The sequence below is a fragment of the Clostridium sp. MSTE9 genome, assembly GCF_000277625.1.
GTDB classification, from domain to species: Bacteria; Bacillota; Clostridia; order Oscillospirales; family Acutalibacteraceae; genus Faecalispora; species Faecalispora jeddahensis.
Genome location: NZ_AKFU01000035.1, coordinates 255,694 through 276,967 on the forward strand (window position 1 = coordinate 255,694; position 21,274 = coordinate 276,967).

Here is a 21,274-nt window from a genome sequence, read left to right on the forward strand (position 1 = left end):
AGAATCCATTATAATAGAGATAAATGCTTTATTGTAATCATTCTTGAACAAGGAAAGGGATGTTAAGTATGGAAAAATTATTTGAATCTGATCTTCATTCCGGCTTCCATGCGATTTCTGAAGAAGATGGCTCCATCAACAATTTCAGCATCGCGCGTCTCTTTGGCATCAAGGTTCTGGAGAATATCCAGGATAAAATAGCGAAGGCAACCGGCCTTGCCTTTGTAACAGTTGATTACCGGGGCGAACCGATTACCGAAATGACTTCTTTTACTCCCTTCTGTCAACAGGTTCGCAAAGATGAAAACGCCAAGCGGATCTGTATGTCGTCCGACGCGTTTGGTGCGATTCAGGCAGCGGTGACCCAAAAAACCTACGTTTATTTTTGTCCGTGCGGGCTGATCGAGATTGCGATTCCGATCATCGTCCGGGGACATTATCTCGGGGGCTTTATCGGCGGACAGATCCGCTGTGGGGATGCCCCGACGGATATTTGCCGGCTGGAAAATGTTCTGCACCATGACCGCAATCACAGAGAAGACCCGGAAATGAACCAGCTGTTTGAGTCGATTGCCGTCTATCCCTATGAAAAGTTCTTTCATATTGCCAATCTGGTTTCCTTGATCGTCAACCAGCTTGCAGAAAAGGAATTGTCCCGCCTGGTTCAAAAGGAAAATCTGGGTAAAGAGCTGGAAGTGCTCAATGAACAGAAAAAAGAGATGGAGGCCGAGCTGGCCGCACTGAAAACACAGATGAATCCCTATTTTCTGTTCAAGAGTCTGAACGCGATCTCCAATCTTTCCGTGGTGGAGGACGCTCCCCGTACCAACCGTGCGATCAATTTGTTTGCAGAGTTCATGAAGTTTAATTTTTCTGAAACAAGGGATAATGTTTTCGTATCGGACGAAATCGAAAATCTGGAGCGCTACTTGAAAATCCAGAAAGAGCGGATGGGCGACCAGCTGCAATACGTGCTCGATATTTCAGACGAACTGAATATGCAGAAGATTCCGAGCAGGATTTTGCTCCCGTTTGTAGAGAGAGCCGTTTTCTACGGAGTTGGGCAAAAGAAAGAGCACGGTACGCTGCGGATCGCCGCACAGTATCAGGGGGATGACGTCGTATTCCAGATGGAAGACGACGGCCCGGGCTTCAGCGACAAGAAGATCGCCCAGTTATTTAAGCAGTACAAGGGCTCTTATGAGGGCGGCGCAATCGAGGCCAGTATCGCTTTTTCCCGGCAAAGGCTGGTCAATTCCTTTGGCACCGGGTACGATGCTGTAATCAAAAGCGTGGATGGCGTTGGAACCACCAGTACCATACGCTACCCAAAAAACTTTGATGAAAAGGCTAATTGATCATGTATAAGATATTGATTGCAGATGACGAACAGCTGATGCGGGACGCTTTGCAGATCATGATCGAAAAAGTGCCCGGATTTGAGGTCGCGTTTTCCGTCAGCAATGGGGAAGATGCGGTGGAGCTGTGCCGAAAGGAAAAGCCGGATATTGTGTTTATGGACATCATGATGCCCGGAATGTCCGGAATTGAGGCAAGCAAACGAATCTATGCCAACAATCCCGAAATCACGATCTACATATTGTCTTCGTACAATCATTTTGATTTTGCCATTGAAGCGCTGCGTGCCAAGGTAAAGGAATACATTTCAAAGCCTGTTTCCTGCGACATGATCCGGGCATTGCTGGAAAAGCACAGCCGAAGCAGCCAGCCGGAGCAGCTGTACTGGAATATGACCTTAAAGGTTCTGAAGGAAAAGGACTTTAAGCAGATGTATTACCAGGTTCCCGAAATCGTTCAGGAGCTGTACCGAAGCTGCGGTACAAACCGCGGGCAGATCAAAACGGCTGCGGAGCAGCTGGGACAAAACATTTTCAATCATCTGGGCCGTGTTTCTGCCCGGCCGGTTGATTGCGCGGAAATGTTCCCGCTCAGCGAGGCGTACCTCGCTTCTTCCGCCGGGATGGAGATTTGGCTGTTCCGCGTTCTGGACTACATTTTTCAGCAGACCAGCATCCGCAAATACGAGCTGCTGCAGAATGTATTCTCTTACATCAATGCGCACATTCAGGAGGAGATCGGCCTGACGCAGATCATTGAAAACTGCGCGGTCAGCCAGGGGTATCTCAGCCGCATCTTCAAGAACTGCCTGAATGTCAGCGTCATGGAATATCTGCATTTGAGAAAGCTGATGCTCGCAAAGGAATATTTCCAGTCTACGGACCTGAGCATCGCAGATGTTGCGTTCCGCCTGGGCTACAATGAAAGTGGCTATTTCAGCAAGGTTTTCAAAAAGTACGAGAACATAACCGTCTATCAATATAAAAAAGCCGTCGGAGCATCCTCCGAACGGTAGCGGTGCAAGGGACAGGTGACAGTGATGTGCGATTATTTGGTAACTTCAGAATCGGTGACGGAAGGGCATCCCGATAAGGTGTGCGACCAGATTTCCGACGGAATTCTGGATGCCTACCTGACGAAGGACCCCAATGCCCGGGTCGCGGTGGAAACCATGGTATCACCCGGGGTGGTCATGATCGCCGGAGAGGTGACCTCCAGCGAGAAGGTCGATGTGGAGGACGTGGCCCGCAGGATTCTGCAGAGCGTTGGGTATACCGATGAGAAAAAGGGCATGGATTACCGCACCTGTATGGTTTTGACGAATCTGAACGCCCAGTCTGCGGATATCGCCAGAGGGGTGGATGGGGAAAATCAGCCGATCGGCACCAGCACGAGCCTTGGCGCCGGGGACCAGGGGATCATGTATGGCTATGCGTGCAATGAAACGCGCAGTTACATGCCGCTCACGGCAGAGCTCGCTCATAAACTGGCAAAGCGGCTGGCGGATGTACGGCATCAGGAGCTTTTGCCCTGGCTGTATCCGGACGGAAAAACACAGGTGACCATGCGGTATTCTCCCGAGGGAAAGCCGCTCGAAATTACCAGTATCATCGTTTCGGCACAGCACGATGACGGAATCGAGTACGATTACCTGCGGGACGCGATTTTAAACGAAGTGATCCATTCCGTGGTCGATTCCGGGCTCATCAGCTATCACACGAAAATACATATTAACCCTACGGGGCGCTTTGTTACGGGCGGTCCGGCGGCCGATGTCGGCCTGACCGGCAGAAAAATCATGGTGGATACGTACGGCGGTATGGGCCGCCATGGGGGAGGAGCCTTTTCGGGAAAAGACCCGACAAAGGTAGACCGGTCTGCGGCTTACATGGCCCGGTATGCGGCAAAAAACATTGTGGCCGCGGGCCTGGCGGGGTGCTGCGAGGTTTCTCTTGCTTACGCCATCGGCCTGCCGGAGCCCGAGGCGGTTACGGTAAATCCCTTTGGAACACAACGCATTCCCTTGAATGACCTGAACCGGATCGTCAAAGAGGAATTTTCTTTTTCCCTTTCGCACATTCTCGAGCAGCTCCAGCTGCGCCGGCCTCAATTTTTAAAAACTGCGGCTTATGGTCATTTTGGCCGGGAGGATCAGGGCTTTCAGTGGGAGAAAACAGATCGGACAGAATCTTTAAGAAAAAAAGCGGTGACTTGTATCAGTAACATATTTATTTAATTTAATCAGGAAAGGTTGAGAGGTATGGATTTATTCGCGCTGGTCGCGGCCTTTGGCGGAGGAGTTTTGGGCGCAATGCTGGGAGCGCTGCCGGTATTTATTTTAACAGGCGTATTTGCGGTCGTAGGTGGCCTGATGGGGATGGCGGGGATTGCCGAGCTTTCGATCGGCAGTATCACGTTCGGTTCCATGCTGGGGCCGCATATTGCTTTTGCCGGCGGTGTTGCTGCGGCAGCCTTTGCGGGCAAGAAAAAACTGATTCCCAATGGCGCGGATATCCTGTATTCCCTGAACGGCACAGGCAGTTCCGCCGTGATTTGCGTGGGTGGAATGTTTGGTGTGATGGGCTATCTCATCAAGTTCTTCTACGGTGATGTTCTTCACCTGAGAACGGATCTGCCCGCCATTACGGTGATTACGCTCGCAATTATTACACGTCTGGTGTTTGGCACCACCGGTCTGTTCGGCAAATATGAAGGAACCGAAAAGAGGGCATGGGTGCCGACGGGCAGCCCGCTGGTATATAACATCCTGCTGGGGCTCGGCATCGGCGCTGCGGTCAGTGGCGTGGCGGTTTCTCTCTTGTCCTCGGGCGCTTCGAAAGAGGCGATGGCGATGTTCCCAATCGCCTGCTTCGGCCTGAGTGCGGTCAGCCTGATTTTTGTTCAGACGGGCTTTGCCGCCCCGGCTTCTCACCACATCACCTTACCGGCAGCTTCGGCGGCTGTGATGACGGGAAATGTATGGATCGGCATTCTGGTGGCGATTTTCTGCACGGTTCTGGGCGACACGCTGGCCAAAACCTTTAACAGCCACTGCGATACCCATATTGACCCGCCGGCCTTTACCATTATGCTCAGCATGTTCCTTGTAAACGGATTGTTTGCGTAAACCGGATTTTGCCGGTCTTGGATAGACCACTTTATTTTTGAAACAGGAGGAATGCAATATGTCAAACGAAGCATTGGGCATGATCGAAACAAAAGGGCTCGTCGGCGCGATCGAAGCGGCAGATGCCATGGTAAAAGCGGCAAATGTGGTTTTGATCGGCTACGAGAAAATCGGCTCCGGCCTGGTAACGGTCATGGTGCGCGGGGATGTCGGCGCGGTCAAGGCGTCGGTAGATGCCGGCGTAGCGGCGGCAGACGCAGTGGGAGAGGTCGTTTCCCGCCATGTGATTCCCCGGCCCCATTCAGACACAGAAAAAATACTGCCGTAAGCTGCGGCAGGGAATGACCGGCCCGACCGCACCTTTGCGGCGGGCCGGAATTGAAAGCAGGGAGGTGTGCAAGGGTTGAAGCACACAGATCAAACAGTGGAAACCATTGCAAAGCTTGTTTTGGAGCGGCTGCGCGAAATGCAGAACGATATGGTGCCGGTGGGGGTATCGAATCGGCATGTGCATCTCAGCCAGGCGGATTTGGAGACGCTGTTCGGCCCCGGGTATCAGCTGACTTCTATCAAGGAGCTGGGGCAGCCCGGTCAGTTCGCAGCCAAAGAAACGGTCACGATCATCGGGCCGAAGGGCAGCTTTGAGAACGTTCGTATTCTGGGGCCGGTGCGTCCCAAGAGTCAGGTGGAGATTTCCCTTTCCGACAGCTTCCGGCTGGGGGTCAAGGCGCCCATCCGCGAATCGGGTCAGCTGGAAAACACGCCCGGCCTGCAGCTTTGCGGCCCGCTGGGAACGCTGGAGCTGCCCTGCGGTGCCATTGTGGCGCTGCGTCATATTCATGCTACGCCGGAGATTGCAAAGCGTATGGGAATTTGTGATAAAGAGATCGTCGAGGTGGAAACCTGCGGCGAAAGGCGCTGTGTCCTCGGGAACGTGCTGGTTCGCGTTTCAGAGAATTCTGCGCTGGAAATTCATGTAGATACCGACGAGGCAAATGCGTGCGGATTGAAAAACAACGATTATGTCCTGATCCGCAAATGTCGCTGAATTTGAAAGTAGTATCGATTCACTTGAAAAGTGTGTTTGTTTTAAAACAGTTTGATCTCCCTGTCGAAAAGGAAGAGATCAATGCCCACTTTTTGATGAACCGATTTTAGAGTGAGTTTACGATAAGGAGCTGACAGCTATGAAATTAGATGATAAATTGATCGAACAGGTCGCCCGCCTGGTGATGGAGGAAATGAAAAGCGGGAGCGCTGCGGCGTGTGAGGAAAACGGAACCTGCGGCGACAGCTACGGGATTTTCGATTCCATGGATGACGCGGTACAGGCCAGCGAAGCGGCTCAGAGAAAATACCTGTTTTCTACCATGGAGGATCGCCAGAAATATGTCGATGTGATCCGCCAGACGGTGCTGGAGCCGGAGATGCTCCAGAAAATTTCGCGCATGGCAGTGGAAGAAACCGGCATGGGCAACTATGAACATAAGCTGATCAAAAATCGTTTGGCGGCGGAGAAATCCCCCGGCACCGAAGACCTTGTCACTGAGGCGATGACAGGCGACCGCGGCCTGACTCTGGTGGAATACTGCCCCTTCGGTGTCATCGGCGCGGTCACTCCCGCGACGAACCCGACCGAAACCATCATCTGCAATTCCATTGCGATGCTGGCGGGCGGAAATACCGTCGTGTTCAGTCCTCATCCCAGAGCGAAGAACGTAACCCATGTGCTGGTAACGGCTCTGAATCAGGCGCTGGAAAAGGTGGGGGCTCCCACAAACCTGATCGTAACGGTGCGCGAGCCCTCCGTTGAGAACACCAATCTGATGATCAAGCATCCGAAAATCCGGGTGCTGGTCGCCACAGGCGGCCCTGGAATTGTCAAAATGGTTATGTCGACCGGCAAAAAGGCCATCGGTGCGGGCGCGGGCAATCCCCCTGTCGTGGTGGACGAAACGGCGGACATTGAGAAAGCGGCCAAAGACATCGTCGACGGCTGCAGCTTCGATAATAACCTGCCCTGTATCGCGGAAAAAGAGGTCATCGCGGTCGATACCATCGCAGACTGCCTGATCTGGCACATGAAGCGCGTCGGTGCGTTCGAGCTGAAAGAGGAAAGCGCTATCAGCCGCCTGCTTCAGCTGGTCACCAATGAAAAGGGCGGCCCTAAGGTGGAGTTTGTCGGGAAAAGCGCCCCTTATATTCTGAATAAGCTGGGCATCAGCGGCGGGGAAAATGCGCGCGTGATCCTGATGGAAACGCAGAAGGATCATCCGTTTGTGATGGAGGAGCTGATGATGCCGATCCTGCCGATCGTTCGGGCTGCAGATGTCGACGAGGCGATTGAGATCGCCCTAGTGGCCGAGCGCGGCAACCGCCATACCGCCATGATGCACTCGAAGAACGTCGATAAGCTGACAAAGATGGCAAAGCTGCTGCAGACGACGATCTTTGTCAAGAATGCGCCGTCCTATGCCGGAATCGGCGTGGGCGGAGAAGGCTGCACCACCTTTACGATTGCAGGCCCGACGGGAGAAGGCCTGACGACTGCCCGTTCTTTCTGCAGAAAGCGCCGCTGCGTCATGTCTGATGCGCTGCATATCCGCTGAGCGGGGAAAATCAACGGAAACGGAGGCTGCCCGCATTGCTGGAACTGGAACGAATCAATGAATATATTGCGCAGGTTGAGCGCTCTGAAAAGGAAACCTTTGAGCCGTGCCCCGGCAAACTGAAGGTGGGGCTCGATTTGGGTACCGCTTATATCGTACTTGTCGTACTGGACGCCGAGGACCGCCCGATCGCCTGCGAAAAGCGGGCGGCGAGTGTCCTGCGCGACGGCGTGGTCGTGGATTACGTTGGGGCCTGCCGCATTGTGCGCGAGCTGAAAGAGAAGCTGGAGGCCCGCCTGGGCCAGCCTTTGGAGCGATGCGCCATCGCCATGCCGGCCGGAACCGACAGCAGCCTGAAAACGCACACCTATGTGGCGGAAAGCGCGGGAATGCAGGTGATTAATGTTCTCGACGAGCCGACCGCTGCCAACACCATTTACCGTGTTTCCGACGGAGTCGTGGTAGACATCGGCGGCGGTACCACGGGCCTTGCCGTTTTAAAGGACGGTAAGGTGGTTCAGATCGAAGACGAGCCGACAGGCGGCACGCACCTGACGCTGGTGCTGGCGGGCAGCTATCAGATCCCGATCGCGGAGGCGGAGGCCATCAAGCTCGACTCCTCTCGCCACGCGGAGATTTTCCCCGTCGTAAAGGCAGTGATCGAGAAGATGGCGGCTATCGTGAAAAAATACGTCAGCAAAGAAACCGTCAGCGCGATTTACCTGTGCGGCGGAACCTGCTGTCTGGCCGGGGTGGAATCGGTCTTTGAAAAGGAAACCGGAATCCCCACCTATAAACCGGAGAATCCATTTTTGGTCACACCGGCGGGGATCGCCATGAACTGTATTGAAAAATAACCCCTCAACGGGAGCGGGAGGAGCTTTTTATGCTGGTCGGAAAAGTGATTGGAAATATCTGGTCAACCCGGAAGGAAGAAAGCCTGAGGGGGCTCAAATTTCTGGTCGTCTGCCCTCTTGATCTGCTGGAGGGAGGGAAGCCAGGCACCCCGATCGTTGCGGTAGACAGCATCGGCGCGGGAATCGGGGAGACGGTACTGATCGTCAGCGGGAGCTCCGCCCGAACCGCAGTCGGGCGTCCTGATGTTCCGGTGGACGCAACCGTCGTCGGTATCATAGACGATAAAGAAATCAACACCAATGTGCTGTAGTAGAAATGACTGATTCAAAGTAAGAAACAGTTGTCCTCTCTCGCCTGAAAACGGGGGAGAGACAACCAGTTTTGATACACGGTTTTAACGGAAGATCGGTATCAATGAGGCAGGATGGTGATCGTATGGATTTGATCGAAGCGGTAAAGGCTGCGGGTGTGGTAGGGGCCGGCGGAGCCGGGTTCCCCACGCACGTGAAGCTCTCTGCTAGGGCGGAGTGCTTTGTGGTGAACGGCGCGGAATGTGAGCCGCTGATCGAAACGGATAAGTATTTGATGCGTACCTTCCCGGATCAGATCGTTCAGGCGGTCGGTGCGGTGGCGGCACACGTCGGCGCCAAAAGAGCCGTGATTGCCCTGAAAAAGAAATATGTCAAAGAGACCGCCGCGCTGCGGCAGGCCATCGCGACCTCCGGCGCGCAGATCGAACTATTCGAGATGCCGTCCTTTTACCCGGCGGGGGATGAGCAGGTGCTGATTCAGCAGGTCTGCGGCACCTCGGTTCCCGAACGCGGAATCCCGCTCGATGTGGGAGCTGTGGTAGACAACGTGGGAACTCTGCTGAATATTCACGACGCCCTGCAGGGGATTCCCGTGACCGAAAAATATTTGTCCGTCGTCGGCGAGGTGGAACGCCCGGTGATGCGCAAGGTTCCGCTTGGCACGCCTCTGCGGGAGTGCATCGGCAGTGCCCGCCCGCACCTTCAGGATTATATTGTGATTGTCGGCGGCCCCATGATGGGGCGCGTCGTAACCGACCCTGCCGAAATCGATCGTTTGGCGGTGACGAAAACAACAGGGAACCTGATTGTTCTGTCAAACGAACATTATTTGGCGCGCCGGGCAGCGCTGCCGCTTGGTCGGATTAAAACACAGGCCAAAAGCGCCTGCGTTCAGTGCCGGATGTGTACCAGCCTGTGTCCGCGGTATTTGATCGGGCATCAGATCCAGCCGCATCTGATGATGCGGAATCTGTTCCGGGAGGAGCTGATTTCCGACAACGACGAGTACGAAAAGGCATTTGGGCAGGCCGTAAATTGCTGCGACTGCGGCGTGTGTGAAATGTTCTCCTGTCCCATGGGGCTGTCGCCCCGCAAGGTGAATGCTTACCTGAAGGGCAGGCTGCGCGAGAAAGGCATTCAGGTGCCGCGAAATCTTTCTCCAAAGGCAAGGGAAGGGTCTTTGTACGGCAAGGTGCCGACCGACCGTCTGGTGGCCCGTCTGGGGCTTTCGGAGTATTATCATCAGCATGCCGGGGATGACTGCACCGAGCTTTTCCCGGAGCAGGTATGGATTTCGTTCCGGCAGCACATCGGAAAGCCCGCCGTCCCGGCTGTGCAGGCCGGGGAAACGGTGCAAAAGGGTGATTTGCTGGCGTCGGCTGCACAGGGGCTCTCCGCGAATATTCATGCCAGCATCAGCGGGATCATCACAGAAATCAATGAGGACGGCGCATCGATCCGCCGCGATAGGGAGGCTTGAGGACAATGAGAGAAGCAATTGGAGCAATTGAGCTTTCCAGCATTGCCCGCGGAATAGATGTCAGCGATCAGATGGTCAAGGTGACCAATGCGCAATTGGTGAAGGCCTCCACAGTCTGTCCTGGCAAATACATTGTGATTATCGGCGGCAGCACCAGCGATGTTGAGACTTCTATGGAAAGGGGAATTCAGGTTGCGGGGGAATACTATGTAGACAGCCTGCTGATTCCCAACATTCATTCCCAGCTGATTCCTGCCATCGGCCTGACAAACCCGGTAGAAGCGATTCGGGCGATTGGCGTGATGGAATTTTACTCGGTAGCGTCCGGTATCCGCGCGGCGGATATTGCCGCAAAGGCCGCGGATATCACGCTGATGGAAGTGAAAATAGGCTATGCGATTGGGGGAAAGGGCGTCGTTCTTCTTACGGGCGATGTGGGGGCTGTGAAAACTGCGGTTGCGGCGGCGACTGCGGAAACAGAGCTTCTGCTTTCCACCACGGTGATTGCCCGCCCCTCCGAAAAGATTTTTCAAACGCTGCTGTAATACACTGTTCACTCATAAGACTACTCTCCATAAAAAGCAGGCATCAATCGGGTGCCTGCCTTTCTTTTTGCCATTATTCATTTACAGAACCGAGTGCAAACAGCTCCATACACAAAATAAAAGCCCCCTCGCCCTGGATGGGAGAGAAGGCTTTTATTTGATCATACGGTAATGTCGATCAGATGGTCATCCGGAAAGCTTGCGGTGTCTCCTACGTTGAATTTCGCCTGCGTGGTTTGCTGCTTGTCCTGTGACTGTTTGGCCGACTGGTTCTGCAGCTGCTGTATCTGCTGCTGAATCTGAGTAATCTGCTGCTGCACGGTTGAAATCTGTAGCTGAACCTGTTCGGAATCGTCTCCTGAAACGTCGCTTTGCAGCTGGGTCAGTTCCTGCTGGAGTTGTTTTTCCTGTGCGCGCAGCTTGTTGATTTCACTTTGGTTGCTGCTGGCCGTAGTGGTATAGCTGCTTGTGCCTGAAATTGCAGAAATGCTCATGACTGATCACTGTCCTTTGTATTGAAATAAAGTAAATACTCTTCTATAAATCATATCGGTGTAGGCTGGATATTATTTAATTAGAATTCAGTGAGTTTTCTCTGAGAAAACACCCCCGGCAGCTCCAATTCACAGAATATGAGGCCGAATAAGGAAGAAAGAGCAGGGCAGATGCGATTCTGCCTGAGATTCGGGGAAAATCGGATCAGAATCGCCGCCTTTGCCGCCTGATACGGGCCAAGAGAGCGATTCGTCCGATTCTCACGGCTTTATTACGGGAACCTGCGTTTGACATTTTGTGGGATAGGTATAAAATCGAGGTAACGAACAATGTCACTATAAGAAAAGGAGTGTTTTTACGATGGAAGAGATTGCTTTAAAAGCAGTGATCAGAAAAGACAAGCCGAAAAAAGTGAGAAGAGAAGGCTTTATTCCGGGGGTTCTCAATGGGCCTGGTACCGCATCCACTCCTGTGCAGTTTGAAAGCGGTGGTCTGAACAAAGTGATCGCACGCCATGGTACCAGCGCAAAATTGTGGGTTATGCTGGGCGGCGAAAAGAAATTTGGATTTCTAAAAGAGGTTCAGCGGCATCCTGTGGATGGGAATGCGGTTCATGTGTCTGTCCAGATGATCTCGGAAGATCAGGACGTGAAGATGCAGCTTCCCATTGTATTCCATGGCCATGGCGAATTGGAACATGATTTGCTGCAACTGCAGGTATATCATTCTGAAGTTGAAGTGGAAGGCAAGGCGACGCTGATCCCGGACGAAATTGTGACTGAGGTTTCCGGTAAAAAAGCCGGGGAAGCCATTACGGCCGCTGATTTTCATCTTCCTGCCGGAGTACGTCTGATCGCCCCGGAGGGCGAGATTTACGCCGTTATCAAGCCGGTAAGAACTGTAGTCGCTGATGCGGATGAAGAAACTCAAACCGCAGCAGATGAAGCAGCGAATCAGTCGTGATCTGAAAAGATAGATTCCCCATTGTTTTTTTAGAGGAAAATAAAAAATCCTCCTGGCTGCATTTTTGCCGGGAAGATTGCTGTTACGGGAGCGGTTTTCCGCTTTGAAAAACGCTTCCGATTTTCTCTTTCATGCAGTAAAGTGAAACACGGGCTGTTTTACCTGTATTTCGGTTTCATTCAGAATCCCGCAGTCTATACGGACTGCGGGATTTTGTTTTTATTTTCCTCTTGCCAGAACACATGTTCTGTATTAGAATGATCAGAGGAATAGAACATGTGTTTGGTGGTGGAAATGTGGATCGAATCATATTACATTCGGACTGCAACAGCTTTTATGCAAGTGTTGAAAGTCTGTACCGGCCTGAAATGAGGGGCCGGCCGGCAGCCGTGGGCGGCGATGTGGAGCAGCGCCACGGTGTTATTCTTGCCAAAAACGAGCAGGCGAAGAAATACGGCGTTAAAACAGGCGAGGCCCTCTGGCAGGCCCGGCAAAAGTGTCCCGATCTGATGGTTGTTCCGCCGCGCTTTGAGCTCTACAAGCAATTCTCGCGGCTTTGCCATCAGATTTATCTGGAATACACGGACCGGGTGGAACCGTTTGGCCTGGATGAATGCTGGCTCGATGTTACTGCCGAAGGCATGAACGGCGTACAGCTCGCGCAGGAAGTCCGCCTGCGGATCAGGCAGGAGCTGGGAATCACCGTGAGCATCGGCGTATCTTACAATAAAATTTTTGCGAAGCTGGGGTCGGATTATAAAAAACCGGACGCAGTTACAGAAATCCATCGGGGAAATTTCAAAGAGATGGTCTGGCCGTTGCCGGTCGGCGCCTTGCTGTATGTCGGCAGAGTCACCCAGCGCAAGCTGCAGTCTTACTGTAAGCATACCATAGGGGATTTGGCCGACACTCCGGAAAAGACGCTGAAAAGCTGGTTTGGCAAATGGGGGAGTGTGCTGTATGCTTATGCAAACGGACTTGACAATACGCCGGTTGCCCGCTACGAAGATCGGGAAGAGGCAAAAAGCATCGGCAACAGCACCACCACGCCTCGCGACCTTGTGGATAATGAGGATGCGAAAATTATCCTGTATGTTTTGGCAGACAGCGTCGCTCGCCGACTGCGCGAGCATGGCTGTAAGGGGCGTACCATCAGCATCAGTGTTCGAGATAATCAGCTTGAAACTTTCGGGCGACAGCATGCTCTGAGTCACTACACCAACAGTGCCACCGAGATCGCACAGGCAGGCATGGAGCTGTTTATGCAGCACTACCACTGGCAGCGGCCCGTTCGCAGCCTTGGCATCAGTATCTCCGATTTGGTCAGTGATTCGACTCCTCTGCAGATGGATTTGTTTGGCGCAGGACAGGAGCAGCTGCGCCGGGAACAGCTGGAGACTGCTGTGGACAGCCTGAAAAGGCGCTTTGGCACCAACGCCGTGCAGCCGGCAGTATTGCTTCAGGACCCGGAGCTCTCTGGATTTGACCCCAAGCATGACCATATTATGTTGTATGGCCCGATATTTTAAAGGAAGCAAGAATGAAACGTTATATTGATATGATTGTACGGTATACCGAAGACGGCCATATTATTCCTTTGGCTGTCCGTTGGTCTGCTGGCGAGCTTTTCGAAATTGACAAAGTGCTGGATGTGCAGCGGGCGGCCTCCCTGCGGGCCGGTGGTACAGGGATTCGCTATTTATGTCGGATGAAAGAGCAGGAACGTTATATCTGGTTGGAGAATGACCGCTGGTTTGTAGAGGGGAAAGATTAAAAGCGCGTTCGTCTTTTGGCCATGAATGAGAGCGCTGCGGAGAAACCATGCCGCTGTATGCTGTCGCAGCCTATATTTCTGCGGAAGATCGTGTAGACGGACAGGAGATGGGAGAAAATAAAAACAGATATTGACAAAATATGGAAATTGCTGTATCATTTACATAGTGCGACTTAGCCGTTGTTTATGGAGACTGCAACTCCGTAGACAGGGGGATGGGATGGTATACAAACGTCCTGTCCCCGCTTTTTTATGTCAAAGAAACGATCCCCCGCAGCCGGAGTGCTCCGATTGCGGGGGATCGTTTCTGCTTTTGAGGTATATAGTTTTAATGTACTGTTCTCCTTGTTTTTCTTACGTAAATCCAAGAGAGAAAGAAAGTAAAGGCGTGAAAGGAATATACGCTGAGCCTTTGTAAAAGGCCTAAGATGTCCCATCCATTTTTGATAGCGAATAGATGCGATAAATCGAAAAATAAAATCAGGATGGCCGCAATGAAAGATGTTCTCGCCAGAATGCTTCTTTGATCTTTCCTAAATCCAAGTGAGAGCAAAAATAAAGCCAAGATCGGTAAGGTAATAATGGTTATTGCTAAAATAAGGTGAATCATATTTTGCGGATTGATCGCAGATTCTACCGTCATTGGGAAAACGCCAAATGTAAAAACGGATAAACAAGCAACACCAAAAAGCAAAATAGAACCTACACGTGTGTATGGGCAATATTCTTTGAAAAATTTGATGCAGAGTGTAATCGAAAATAACAGAAAACAAACTTGATATATCATAATAAAGGTTCGCATTACACCGGAATAGGGTGTGCCGTCCGCAGATAACACACTAATATAAGATGTTATCGGATTATATCCCTGTACAAGAATGCAGCCAAGAACATCACTCAAGAAAAAAGAAATAACCCCAATCATACCAAGTGATAGTAACCGTTTTTGTAAACCCATTGTTTTAACTCCTGATTTTAAATTTCGGTGCAGTCCTTTGGTGCCTGATCGTCGCGCAGCAACCATAAAATCTTCTTTTCATATTATGGCTGTATTTATTTTATTTACACTTGTTGTCACTTCTGTATCGGTCAGCAGCTATCATACTGGTCGTGTTTTTACTGATTGGAACAAATGAAAGAGTGGAAACGGTTTATATAAGCCCGAAAAAGACCGATAGTTTGGTCTAGGCCGAAGCTTTAAGAAGCCGTAAATAAGGGCGTGTCCATTTAAATAGTATCAGAATTTTGATCTTTTCCAATGTTCAACACGCTTTGAAATTACTATTTTGAAAATAAAAATAAACGACAAAAAACCGCTTAGTTTTAAAACTAAGCGGTTTTTAATGGAGCTGCTAACGCGATTCGAACGCGTGACCTCGTCCTTACCAAGGACGTGCTCTGCCAACTGAGCCATAGCAGCAAACTGGCGACTCGGAACGGGTTCGAACCGTCGACCTCTAGCGTGACAGGCTAGCGTTCTAACCAACTGAACTACCGAGCCGTGTAATCACACGGAACAATTTGCCGGGACAACGATAGTAATTATATCTGGTTTTATTCAATCTGTCAATATCTTTTTTTAATTTATTTTTAGTTTTTTTGAAAAAGATTGTAGGGAGAAATATGGCGGATTTATAATGAAAATTAAGAAAATTGGTAAAAAGCGTCGGGGATGCTTAGTTGTCATTTGAATTGGATTCAGGTATAATAAAACCAATAGATTTTAAGAACTACATAGTGAGGAATCTAAGATGTTTGAGAGATTTTTTTCGATGCTGGGCAGAGAAATCAGCAATAGTGTGCGTGGTGTGGTTCATTCAGAAGAATTTCGCGATTTAAAACAAGAGGTAAAAGAAACCTTCCGTGATGCGGTAGGGGATGGGAATTCCCGCCGTCAGAGCAGAAAGAACCGGCGCAGGCCCCCCCGGTCGCCGATTTCTCCCGATCCCTCCGTTCAGGCGGAGGTTCGCCCTCTGCGATATTCGGATTCCCGCTTTCCATGGAAGCAGGTTTCCAGTATTTTGCTTTTGATATTTGGAGGAATTTTCGGCGTGGTTTCTGCTAGCCTGCTGATTGCCCTGGTCGTTGCGGCAGCAACGCTGTCGGCGGCGGATGTACTTTTGACGCTGGCTTCCGTAACAGTACCCTTTAGTGGGCTTTCTGCGTGGATGATTACACAGGGCTGCCGGATACGCGGCAGGTTAAACCGCATCGCTCGTTATCTGAACGGTGTTGGCGCCGCGAATTTCTGCTCTGTTGATCAGCTTGCCAGACTGGTGAGAAAATCCCCGACGTTTGTTGTAAAGGATCTGGAAAAAATGATCCGTTCCAACATGCTGCCCGACGGGTATTTGGATGATCAGAAAACCTGCCTGATGCTGGGGGAAGAAACATACCAGCAATATCTTCAGGCGCAGCAGTCTATGGAAGAGCGGGAACGCCGGAGTGCCCAGAGAAGGGAGCCGGAAGAAAGCACGGCGCCTTCTAAGGGACGCGATCTGCTGAATCAGATCAGTCAGGCTAAAAACTTTATTACGGATGAAGTAGTGCTTCTGAAAATATCCCGTTTAGAGAGCGTCACGGAAAAAATACTGAATTATGTGGAAGAGCATCCCGAAAAGGGATCTCAGATCCGAAAATTTAATGAGTATTATCTGCCGACTACTTTAAAGCTGATTCATTCCTACTGCCATTTTGACAGTCAGCCGGTACAGGGGGAGAATATCACTTCTGCCAAAAAGCAGATTCGCGAAAGCCTGGATACAATTAATACTGCGTTTGAAAATCTTCTGGATAGTTTGTTTGGGGATGCCACAATGGACATCTCGTCCGATATTTCCGTTCTGGAGGTCATGCTGGCTCGTGAGGGACTCACCGGGGATGACTTTAAAAGATCTGACGACATAAAGTAACAAATTTTTACTTGTTTTCCATGTTAAAAATTGCATTTGAAAAGAGGTTACAGAAGTGTTACACTTTAGCCACATTCAAAAACCGATTCAAAACTTTGAATGAACTCGGGTAAAAGGAGGATGTGGATGATGAACTGCCAGGAATTGATTCAGCTGCTGCTCCAGTATATGAATAAGTGCAGCAAGTAATGAAAAAGTGTATCATTCATTTTTAACAATGGGGAATAAAGGAGAATTGTATTATGAATTGCAAAGAGTTATTTGAGCTGCTGCTCCAGTATATGGGCCAGTGCAATAAGTAAGATCGAAACAAGTCAGATGAAATTCTACGACGGAATATAAAGGAGAATGACAGATGAACTGCAAAGAGTTATTTGAGCTGCTGCTCCAGTACATGGGTCAGTGCAATAAGTAAGATCGGAACAAGTCAGATGAAATTCTACGACGGAATATAAAGGAGAATGACAAATGAACTGTAAAGAGTTGTTTGAGCTGCTGCTCCAGTATATGGGCCAGTGCAATAAATAAGTAGATAATATAGCATAAGGGTGGACAGCAGAAGCTGTCCGCCCCTTTTCTTGTTCTCAAGAGGGGGGGTTAAAAAAAATTTGGATCAAACTTTTTCCGTTTAATCGAGACTTCTGGAGGCAGGAATGATAGGGAACAACGAAGAATATCCGTATTCTAATTGAAAAGACAGCATTAGGATTCGAAAATTTTTAAAAAATTCTGAGCGGCGGCAGATAAGGTATGGTGCTTCAGCCAAATAGCCGCCGGCGCGGTTCTTAAAATTTCCGCACTCAATACAAGGTGATGCAAGTGAAGATTCGGAACAATGTCAATCCAGTCCATGGGGATAATGGCAGTTCCCATTCCGGCGTTTGCCCAAAGTAAAAGCAGACGGGTATCATCCGCTTGACACGAAATATTAGGTTCAAAGCCTGCCGCCTGGAACGCTTCCGTGATGATTGTTTCAAATCTGACGTTCACCAGCAGCGGCTTTTGAGACAGCTCGTTTAAGTCCGCAATGTCCCGCTTGCTTTGGAACTCCATGCTTTGTACTGCGACCATTGGCTGTTCCGGCATGATAAACGAATCGAAGTTGCTTGTATTGAACGGTGTTCTGACAAATCCAAGTTCAATCAGCCCGATTTTCAAGGATTCCTGAATGCTTTGTGTAGACATATTCCGAATTTCAAAACGTACATGCGGGTATTTCTCGTGGAACCTACGCACGGATTCAGACAATACGGCGGCAGCGGAGGTTGCGAGCGTTCCGATTTTCAATGTGCCCTGCAATCCGGTTTCAAACGTTTCCAATTCATTCTTCGTTGTGTCCATCAGCTCAAGAATCTGAATCGCCCGGTCATAAAAGCGTTTTCCTGCATCCGTAAGCTGAAAATTGCGGGTATTGCGAATAGCGAGAGTTACGCCCAGTTCATGTTCTATGTTCTTTAGCTGGCTGCTTAAATAGGGCTGGGGGACATGCACGCGCTCCGCAGCTTTCGAGATGCCGCCTTCCTCCGCTATAGCTTTAAAATAAATAAGCTGTATTTGGTTCAATGAATGCAGCCTCCATTTATATGTAAATTAATATATATTATATCACGCTTACGTATTTAACATATAAATAAAAGATGGGTATAATGAAGAAAAAGATTGAAATAAGAGAGGCTTGCCCTTATGGATGCTATAGTGGAGCCTGTGCAGGCGAAAAGAAGCAAATGGATTGTTTTGGTCTGCGTCGGTATTGCAACGTTTCTGTCATCGTTAAACTCCAGCCTGACCAGCACGATTTTGCCGACAATCGAGCGCTCACTGAACACAACGACAAATCAGTCGGAATGGCTTGTTTTAATTTACCTGCTGATCATGACCGTAGCGCTTATTCCCATCGGACGTCTTTCAGATCATATGGGGCGTCGGAAATTGTTTTTGCTCGGATTTGTGATTTTTACCGGCGCGGCGATTTTATGCGGCTTCTCCGACACGTTTTTCTCACTGCTTTTGGGCAGAGCTTTGCTGGCTCTGGGCGGGTCTATTCTTTTGTCCGTCGGGCCCGCAATTATTACGACCACGTTTTCTTCTGAAGAGAGAGGAAAAGCACTGGGATTTCAGGCATTGATGACTTACATTGGGCTTTCACTCGGGCCTTTGATCGGCGGGAGTATCGCAAGCCTGTTCGGCTGGCAGTTCACTTTCTTTATTTCTGTTCCGTTTGGCGCTGCCGGTCTGATTCTGACCCTTCTTGTGATCAAAGACGGGAAAGACGTCAATGCCCGAGCGGTCGATGTTCGCGGCATGGCCTGCTTTGCGGTTGCCATGATTGCGATGACTCTGCTGATGAACGCTTCCTCCATATCGGGTTCCCATCTGATGCGGCCGCTTCTGTTTGCCGTGATGATCGCTGCTTTTGCGCTTTTTTTCCATGTTGAGCAAGAGGCGCCCTTCCTGATGATTCCTCTTCGGTTGTTCCGGATTCGCAATTTTGGTTTCGGTGCGGCGGGGGCGGTTTTCAATTACCTCTGTTTCTATTTGGTACTGTTCCTCATTCCGTATTACTTTGATGTGGTTCTGCATAGCTCCGCAATGCGCACCGGATTCATTTTCAGTATCACCCCTGTGATTATGACGATCTGCTCCCCAATTGTGGGAGCAATGTCCGACCGTTTTGGTTCCAGAGTATTTTCCATGACGGGGATGGGATTTTGCGTGTTCAGTTTGATCCTGTTTGGAATGATGGCGAAGACTTCTTCTGCCGCGGCATTTGCGCTTCTGATTCTCGGACTCGTCTGCATCGGGTTCGGCACGGGTGTTTTCGCTGCACCCAACAATTCCGCCATTATGGGCGCTGCACCGAAAAAGGATCAGGGCGTTGCATCCGGAGTGGTTGCCACCTTTCGGAATATCGGTATGATTCTTGGCACAACCATTGGCGGCTCACTCTTTGGCTATATCCAATCCAGGCTTTCAGGGAACGGCTTTACTGTACAGGAAACCTTTTTAGCTTCTTTTTCCGTCATTATGTGGATTGGAGCATTTTTCGGCGCGGTCGGCTTCCTCTGCGCCTTCCACATGGAAAAGAAATCATAGATAGGGGACTTCATTTTCACTTTGCCTCTGGCTTGAGAGCTTCTGGTGACTCTACGCAATTTCTCCATATAGCGAAGCCCATCGACACCGTTTGATGGGCTTCGCTGTTTTTCAAGCAATATAGCTTCATTTTAAGCAGCTTTGTTTTTGATTTGTTTCGATTCGGTTCATAATTTTCACACAACTTACCACTATACTGAAAACAGTAAAGAAAACACTGCATTCGCTGCCTGCGGTTGGCCGGAATACCGGGCCGCAGGCTGGCAGACAAATTATAAGTGCCTTTCTGTAAGGCTTATCATAGAATGAATTTTCCTTTTGAAACATGCTAACGAATTCCGCCGGATGGCGGAAAAAAACCTCCACATTTCCGGCTCCGGATCTGTGGAGGTTTTTATTGTGGTTAGAATTGGCGGGTAAAAATATCGCTCTTCTCAAGCAGATCCTCAACGGTATCGAATCCCAGGCGATGCAAAAGCTCTATAACGTAGGGATTATCGATGGGGGTGGGGTAGGTAGCGGTATTGCCGTATTCAAATACGTTCTTTCGGCCTTCCTCTTTCGGAATCAGAGCCTTCGGCCCGCCGACACAGCCGCCGACGCAACCCATACCTTCAATAAAGTTAGCGGTCAGTTTGCCCTCCAGAGCGCTGCTGAGCATCTCTTTGCAGGCTCGTACACCGTCTGCGTGCGCTGCACGAACGGAAATCTTACGGTCTGGGTTCAGGCGCGCTACCGTGCTCTGTACCGCCTCGCTGACGCCGCCGGTACCGGCATAGATACGGCCGGCGCGAGAAGAGTGGTCGCGTTCATCTTCGGGCATAGAGGCCAAATCGATTCCGGCAAAGTCAAAAACGTCCTTGATTTCCTGGAACGTCAGGACAAAATCGGTGGAATCCGAAACATCAGGCTCTCTTGCCTCCGCTTTTTTGGCCAGGCATGGCCCAATAAAAATGGTAATTGCGCCCGGGTACATGGTTTTAATGGAACGTCCGCAGGCTACCATGGGCGAAACAGCACCCGGCACGTGAGGGATCAATTGCTTGTACACCTTGCGGATCATCGAAATCCACATGGGACAGCAGCAGCTGGTCAGCTGATAATCCTCTTCTTTTTGAATGTTTTTATCAAATTCCAAAGCTTCCTTCAGCGTGAGGATGTCCGCAAACAGCGCCACCTCAACCATGCCGTCGAATCCGATTTTCTTAAAGGCGCTGCGCAGCTTGCCGGGGGTGACATCGCTGCTGAACTGGTTGATAAAAGCCGGTGCTACCATTGCGTAAACCGGGGTTTCCGCATGCTGAATGGCGGCCAGTGCGGGAAGAATATCGCGGCTTTCCGTCAGCTTTTTGGCATGACAGTTGTTGACGCACTCAGAACAGCCAACGCACAAATCCTTATTAATCGAGATATTTCCGTTTTCATCGCGGTACAGTGCATCAAACAGGCACTTTCCAGCGCAGGATGTATTTGATTTATCAGTGCAGTCGCAGTCGCCGATCCGGATCACCGGCGCGTATTTTGACGGGTTGAGCAGGCAATCCAAATGATGGGGGTCAAATCCGTCCTGCGTGGCTTGTTCCAACTCCTCATCCAGATGATTCTGTACGGAAGCCTTGACCAGTCTGTTGTAAAGTTCTTCAAATGTTGTCATGATAATGCTCCTTTTGCCGGGGCGCATGATCTGTGCAAGAGAAACGCCCGTTTCCATGTTATTTTGGGGATTCCTGGAACTATTATACGATTAT

Annotated in this window: 20 protein-coding genes and 2 tRNA genes; 16 read left to right on the top strand and 6 right to left on the bottom strand. The window is 50.4% G+C overall.

Annotated elements, in window-relative coordinates:
• Window positions 1-68 precede the first annotated feature (68 nt).
• The 11 genes from HMPREF1141_RS10045 (at window position 69) to HMPREF1141_RS10095 (ending at window position 10,289) form a co-directional block, all read left to right on the top strand.
• Window positions 69-1,358, top strand: coding sequence for a PocR ligand-binding domain-containing protein (locus HMPREF1141_RS10045; protein ID WP_009064161.1), 1,290 nt, complete (start codon window positions 69-71; stop codon window positions 1,356-1,358).
• A gap of 2 nt (window positions 1,359-1,360) precedes the next feature.
• Window positions 1,361-2,374, top strand: coding sequence for a response regulator (locus HMPREF1141_RS10050; RefSeq protein ID WP_009063889.1), 1,014 nt, complete (start codon window positions 1,361-1,363; stop codon window positions 2,372-2,374).
• A gap of 24 nt (window positions 2,375-2,398) precedes the next feature.
• The gene (gene metK, locus HMPREF1141_RS10055) at window positions 2,399-3,595 is read left to right on the top strand and encodes a methionine adenosyltransferase (RefSeq protein ID WP_009063691.1); all 1,197 of its coding nucleotides are present in this window, start codon (window positions 2,399-2,401) and stop codon (window positions 3,593-3,595) included.
• Window positions 3,596-3,619: 24 nt separating this feature from the next.
• Window positions 3,620-4,486, top strand: coding sequence for a hypothetical protein (locus HMPREF1141_RS10060; protein ID WP_009063414.1), 867 nt, complete (start codon window positions 3,620-3,622; stop codon window positions 4,484-4,486).
• 58 nt (window positions 4,487-4,544) lie between these two features.
• On the top strand, window positions 4,545-4,814 hold the full coding sequence (locus HMPREF1141_RS10065) for a BMC domain-containing protein (protein ID WP_009064199.1): 270 nt from the start codon (window positions 4,545-4,547) through the stop codon (window positions 4,812-4,814).
• Window positions 4,815-4,889: 75 nt separating this feature from the next.
• The gene (locus HMPREF1141_RS10070; RefSeq protein WP_009063981.1) at window positions 4,890-5,534 is read left to right on the top strand and encodes a phosphate propanoyltransferase; all 645 of its coding nucleotides are present in this window, start codon (window positions 4,890-4,892) and stop codon (window positions 5,532-5,534) included.
• A 139-nt stretch (window positions 5,535-5,673) separates the two neighbouring features.
• Window positions 5,674-7,095, top strand: coding sequence for an aldehyde dehydrogenase family protein (locus HMPREF1141_RS10075; protein WP_009063988.1), 1,422 nt, complete (start codon window positions 5,674-5,676; stop codon window positions 7,093-7,095).
• Window positions 7,096-7,130: 35 nt separating this feature from the next.
• A complete protein-coding gene (gene eutJ, locus HMPREF1141_RS10080; protein WP_009064170.1) occupies window positions 7,131-7,952 on the top strand; it encodes an ethanolamine utilization protein EutJ in 822 nt (273 codons plus the stop codon).
• 29 nt (window positions 7,953-7,981) lie between these two features.
• Window positions 7,982-8,263, top strand: a complete 282-nt coding sequence (locus tag HMPREF1141_RS10085) for a EutN/CcmL family microcompartment protein (RefSeq protein WP_009063501.1) — start codon at window positions 7,982-7,984, stop codon at window positions 8,261-8,263.
• A gap of 125 nt (window positions 8,264-8,388) precedes the next feature.
• Window positions 8,389-9,744, top strand: a complete 1,356-nt coding sequence (locus HMPREF1141_RS10090; protein ID WP_009063674.1) for a 4Fe-4S dicluster domain-containing protein — start codon at window positions 8,389-8,391, stop codon at window positions 9,742-9,744.
• Window positions 9,745-9,749: 5 nt separating this feature from the next.
• Window positions 9,750-10,289, top strand: a complete 540-nt coding sequence (locus HMPREF1141_RS10095) for a BMC domain-containing protein (protein ID WP_009064083.1) — start codon at window positions 9,750-9,752, stop codon at window positions 10,287-10,289.
• Between the two features lie 161 nt (window positions 10,290-10,450).
• Here the strand turns inward: HMPREF1141_RS10095 and HMPREF1141_RS10100 are convergent, their stop codons facing one another.
• The gene (locus tag HMPREF1141_RS10100) at window positions 10,451-10,783 is read right to left on the bottom strand and encodes a FlxA-like family protein (RefSeq protein ID WP_009064176.1); all 333 of its coding nucleotides are present in this window, start codon (window positions 10,781-10,783) and stop codon (window positions 10,451-10,453) included.
• 361 nt (window positions 10,784-11,144) lie between these two features.
• On the opposite strand from HMPREF1141_RS10100, the gene HMPREF1141_RS10105 reads away from it, so the two are divergent.
• The 3 genes from HMPREF1141_RS10105 (at window position 11,145) to HMPREF1141_RS10115 (ending at window position 13,521) form a co-directional block, all read left to right on the top strand.
• On the top strand, window positions 11,145-11,747 hold the full coding sequence (locus HMPREF1141_RS10105; RefSeq protein ID WP_009063435.1) for a 50S ribosomal protein L25: 603 nt from the start codon (window positions 11,145-11,147) through the stop codon (window positions 11,745-11,747).
• Between the two features lie 296 nt (window positions 11,748-12,043).
• Window positions 12,044-13,276: a DNA polymerase IV gene (dinB, locus tag HMPREF1141_RS10110; RefSeq protein ID WP_035316966.1), complete on the top strand. Its 1,233-nt coding sequence runs from the start codon at window positions 12,044-12,046 to the stop codon at window positions 13,274-13,276.
• An 11-nt stretch (window positions 13,277-13,287) separates the two neighbouring features.
• Entirely contained in the window at window positions 13,288-13,521 is a 234-nt protein-coding gene (locus HMPREF1141_RS10115) for a hypothetical protein (protein ID WP_009064229.1), read from the top strand.
• A 328-nt stretch (window positions 13,522-13,849) separates the two neighbouring features.
• Here the strand turns inward: HMPREF1141_RS10115 and HMPREF1141_RS10120 are convergent, their stop codons facing one another.
• The 3 genes from HMPREF1141_RS10120 to HMPREF1141_RS10130 all read right to left on the bottom strand — a co-directional run bounded on the left by HMPREF1141_RS10120 (window position 13,850) and on the right by HMPREF1141_RS10130 (window position 15,022).
• Window positions 13,850-14,479: a DUF998 domain-containing protein gene (locus HMPREF1141_RS10120; RefSeq protein ID WP_035316891.1), complete on the bottom strand. Its 630-nt coding sequence runs from the start codon at window positions 14,477-14,479 to the stop codon at window positions 13,850-13,852.
• Between the two features lie 386 nt (window positions 14,480-14,865).
• Window positions 14,866-14,941, bottom strand: a tRNA-Thr gene (locus HMPREF1141_RS10125).
• A gap of 4 nt (window positions 14,942-14,945) precedes the next feature.
• A tRNA-Asp gene (locus tag HMPREF1141_RS10130) sits at window positions 14,946-15,022 on the bottom strand.
• A 250-nt stretch (window positions 15,023-15,272) separates the two neighbouring features.
• Between HMPREF1141_RS10130 and HMPREF1141_RS10135 the strand changes: the two genes are divergently transcribed.
• Window positions 15,273-16,433 (top strand): 5-bromo-4-chloroindolyl phosphate hydrolysis family protein, encoded by a 1,161-nt coding sequence (locus HMPREF1141_RS10135; RefSeq protein ID WP_009063769.1) that lies wholly within the window; start codon window positions 15,273-15,275, stop codon window positions 16,431-16,433.
• Window positions 16,434-17,135: 702 nt separating this feature from the next.
• On the opposite strand, the gene HMPREF1141_RS10140 is transcribed toward HMPREF1141_RS10135, so the two are convergent.
• The gene (locus HMPREF1141_RS10140; RefSeq protein ID WP_009063848.1) at window positions 17,136-17,996 is read right to left on the bottom strand and encodes a LysR family transcriptional regulator; all 861 of its coding nucleotides are present in this window, start codon (window positions 17,994-17,996) and stop codon (window positions 17,136-17,138) included.
• 120 nt (window positions 17,997-18,116) lie between these two features.
• Here HMPREF1141_RS10140 and HMPREF1141_RS10145 point away from each other — a divergent pair, with 120 nt between their 5' ends.
• Entirely contained in the window at window positions 18,117-19,526 is a 1,410-nt protein-coding gene (locus HMPREF1141_RS10145) for an MFS transporter (RefSeq protein ID WP_009063605.1), read from the top strand.
• A 403-nt stretch (window positions 19,527-19,929) separates the two neighbouring features.
• On the opposite strand, the gene HMPREF1141_RS10150 is transcribed toward HMPREF1141_RS10145, so the two are convergent.
• Window positions 19,930-21,237: a [Fe-Fe] hydrogenase large subunit C-terminal domain-containing protein gene (locus HMPREF1141_RS10150; RefSeq protein WP_009064090.1), complete on the bottom strand. Its 1,308-nt coding sequence runs from the start codon at window positions 21,235-21,237 to the stop codon at window positions 19,930-19,932.
• Between the last annotated feature and the right edge of the window lie 37 nt (window positions 21,238-21,274).

Bases quoted from the DNA above. Each gene is read 5' to 3' on its own strand.
- HMPREF1141_RS10090 (WP_009063674.1), top strand. From the start codon at position 8,389: ATGGATTTGATCGAAGCGGTAAAGGCTGCGGGTGTGGTAGGGGCCGGC.
- HMPREF1141_RS10060 (WP_009063414.1), top strand. From the start codon at position 3,620: ATGGATTTATTCGCGCTGGTCGCGGCCTTTGGCGGAGGAGTTTTGGGC.
- HMPREF1141_RS10095 (WP_009064083.1), top strand. From the start codon at position 9,750: ATGAGAGAAGCAATTGGAGCAATTGAGCTTTCCAGCATTGCCCGCGGA.
- HMPREF1141_RS10150 (WP_009064090.1), bottom strand. From the start codon at position 21,237: ATGGAAACGGGCGTTTCTCTTGCACAGATCATGCGCCCCGGCAAAAGG.
- HMPREF1141_RS10050 (WP_009063889.1), top strand. From the start codon at position 1,361: ATGTATAAGATATTGATTGCAGATGACGAACAGCTGATGCGGGACGCT.
- HMPREF1141_RS10085 (WP_009063501.1), top strand. From the start codon at position 7,982: ATGCTGGTCGGAAAAGTGATTGGAAATATCTGGTCAACCCGGAAGGAA.
- HMPREF1141_RS10145 (WP_009063605.1), top strand. From the start codon at position 18,117: ATGGATGCTATAGTGGAGCCTGTGCAGGCGAAAAGAAGCAAATGGATT.
- HMPREF1141_RS10065 (WP_009064199.1), top strand. From the start codon at position 4,545: ATGTCAAACGAAGCATTGGGCATGATCGAAACAAAAGGGCTCGTCGGC.
- HMPREF1141_RS10120 (WP_035316891.1), bottom strand. From the start codon at position 14,479: ATGGGTTTACAAAAACGGTTACTATCACTTGGTATGATTGGGGTTATT.
- HMPREF1141_RS10100 (WP_009064176.1), bottom strand. From the start codon at position 10,783: ATGAGCATTTCTGCAATTTCAGGCACAAGCAGCTATACCACTACGGCC.
- HMPREF1141_RS10045 (WP_009064161.1), top strand. From the start codon at position 69: ATGGAAAAATTATTTGAATCTGATCTTCATTCCGGCTTCCATGCGATT.
- HMPREF1141_RS10105 (WP_009063435.1), top strand. From the start codon at position 11,145: ATGGAAGAGATTGCTTTAAAAGCAGTGATCAGAAAAGACAAGCCGAAA.
- HMPREF1141_RS10075 (WP_009063988.1), top strand. From the start codon at position 5,674: ATGAAATTAGATGATAAATTGATCGAACAGGTCGCCCGCCTGGTGATG.
- HMPREF1141_RS10135 (WP_009063769.1), top strand. From the start codon at position 15,273: ATGTTTGAGAGATTTTTTTCGATGCTGGGCAGAGAAATCAGCAATAGT.
- HMPREF1141_RS10115 (WP_009064229.1), top strand. From the start codon at position 13,288: ATGAAACGTTATATTGATATGATTGTACGGTATACCGAAGACGGCCAT.
- metK (WP_009063691.1), top strand. From the start codon at position 2,399: ATGTGCGATTATTTGGTAACTTCAGAATCGGTGACGGAAGGGCATCCC.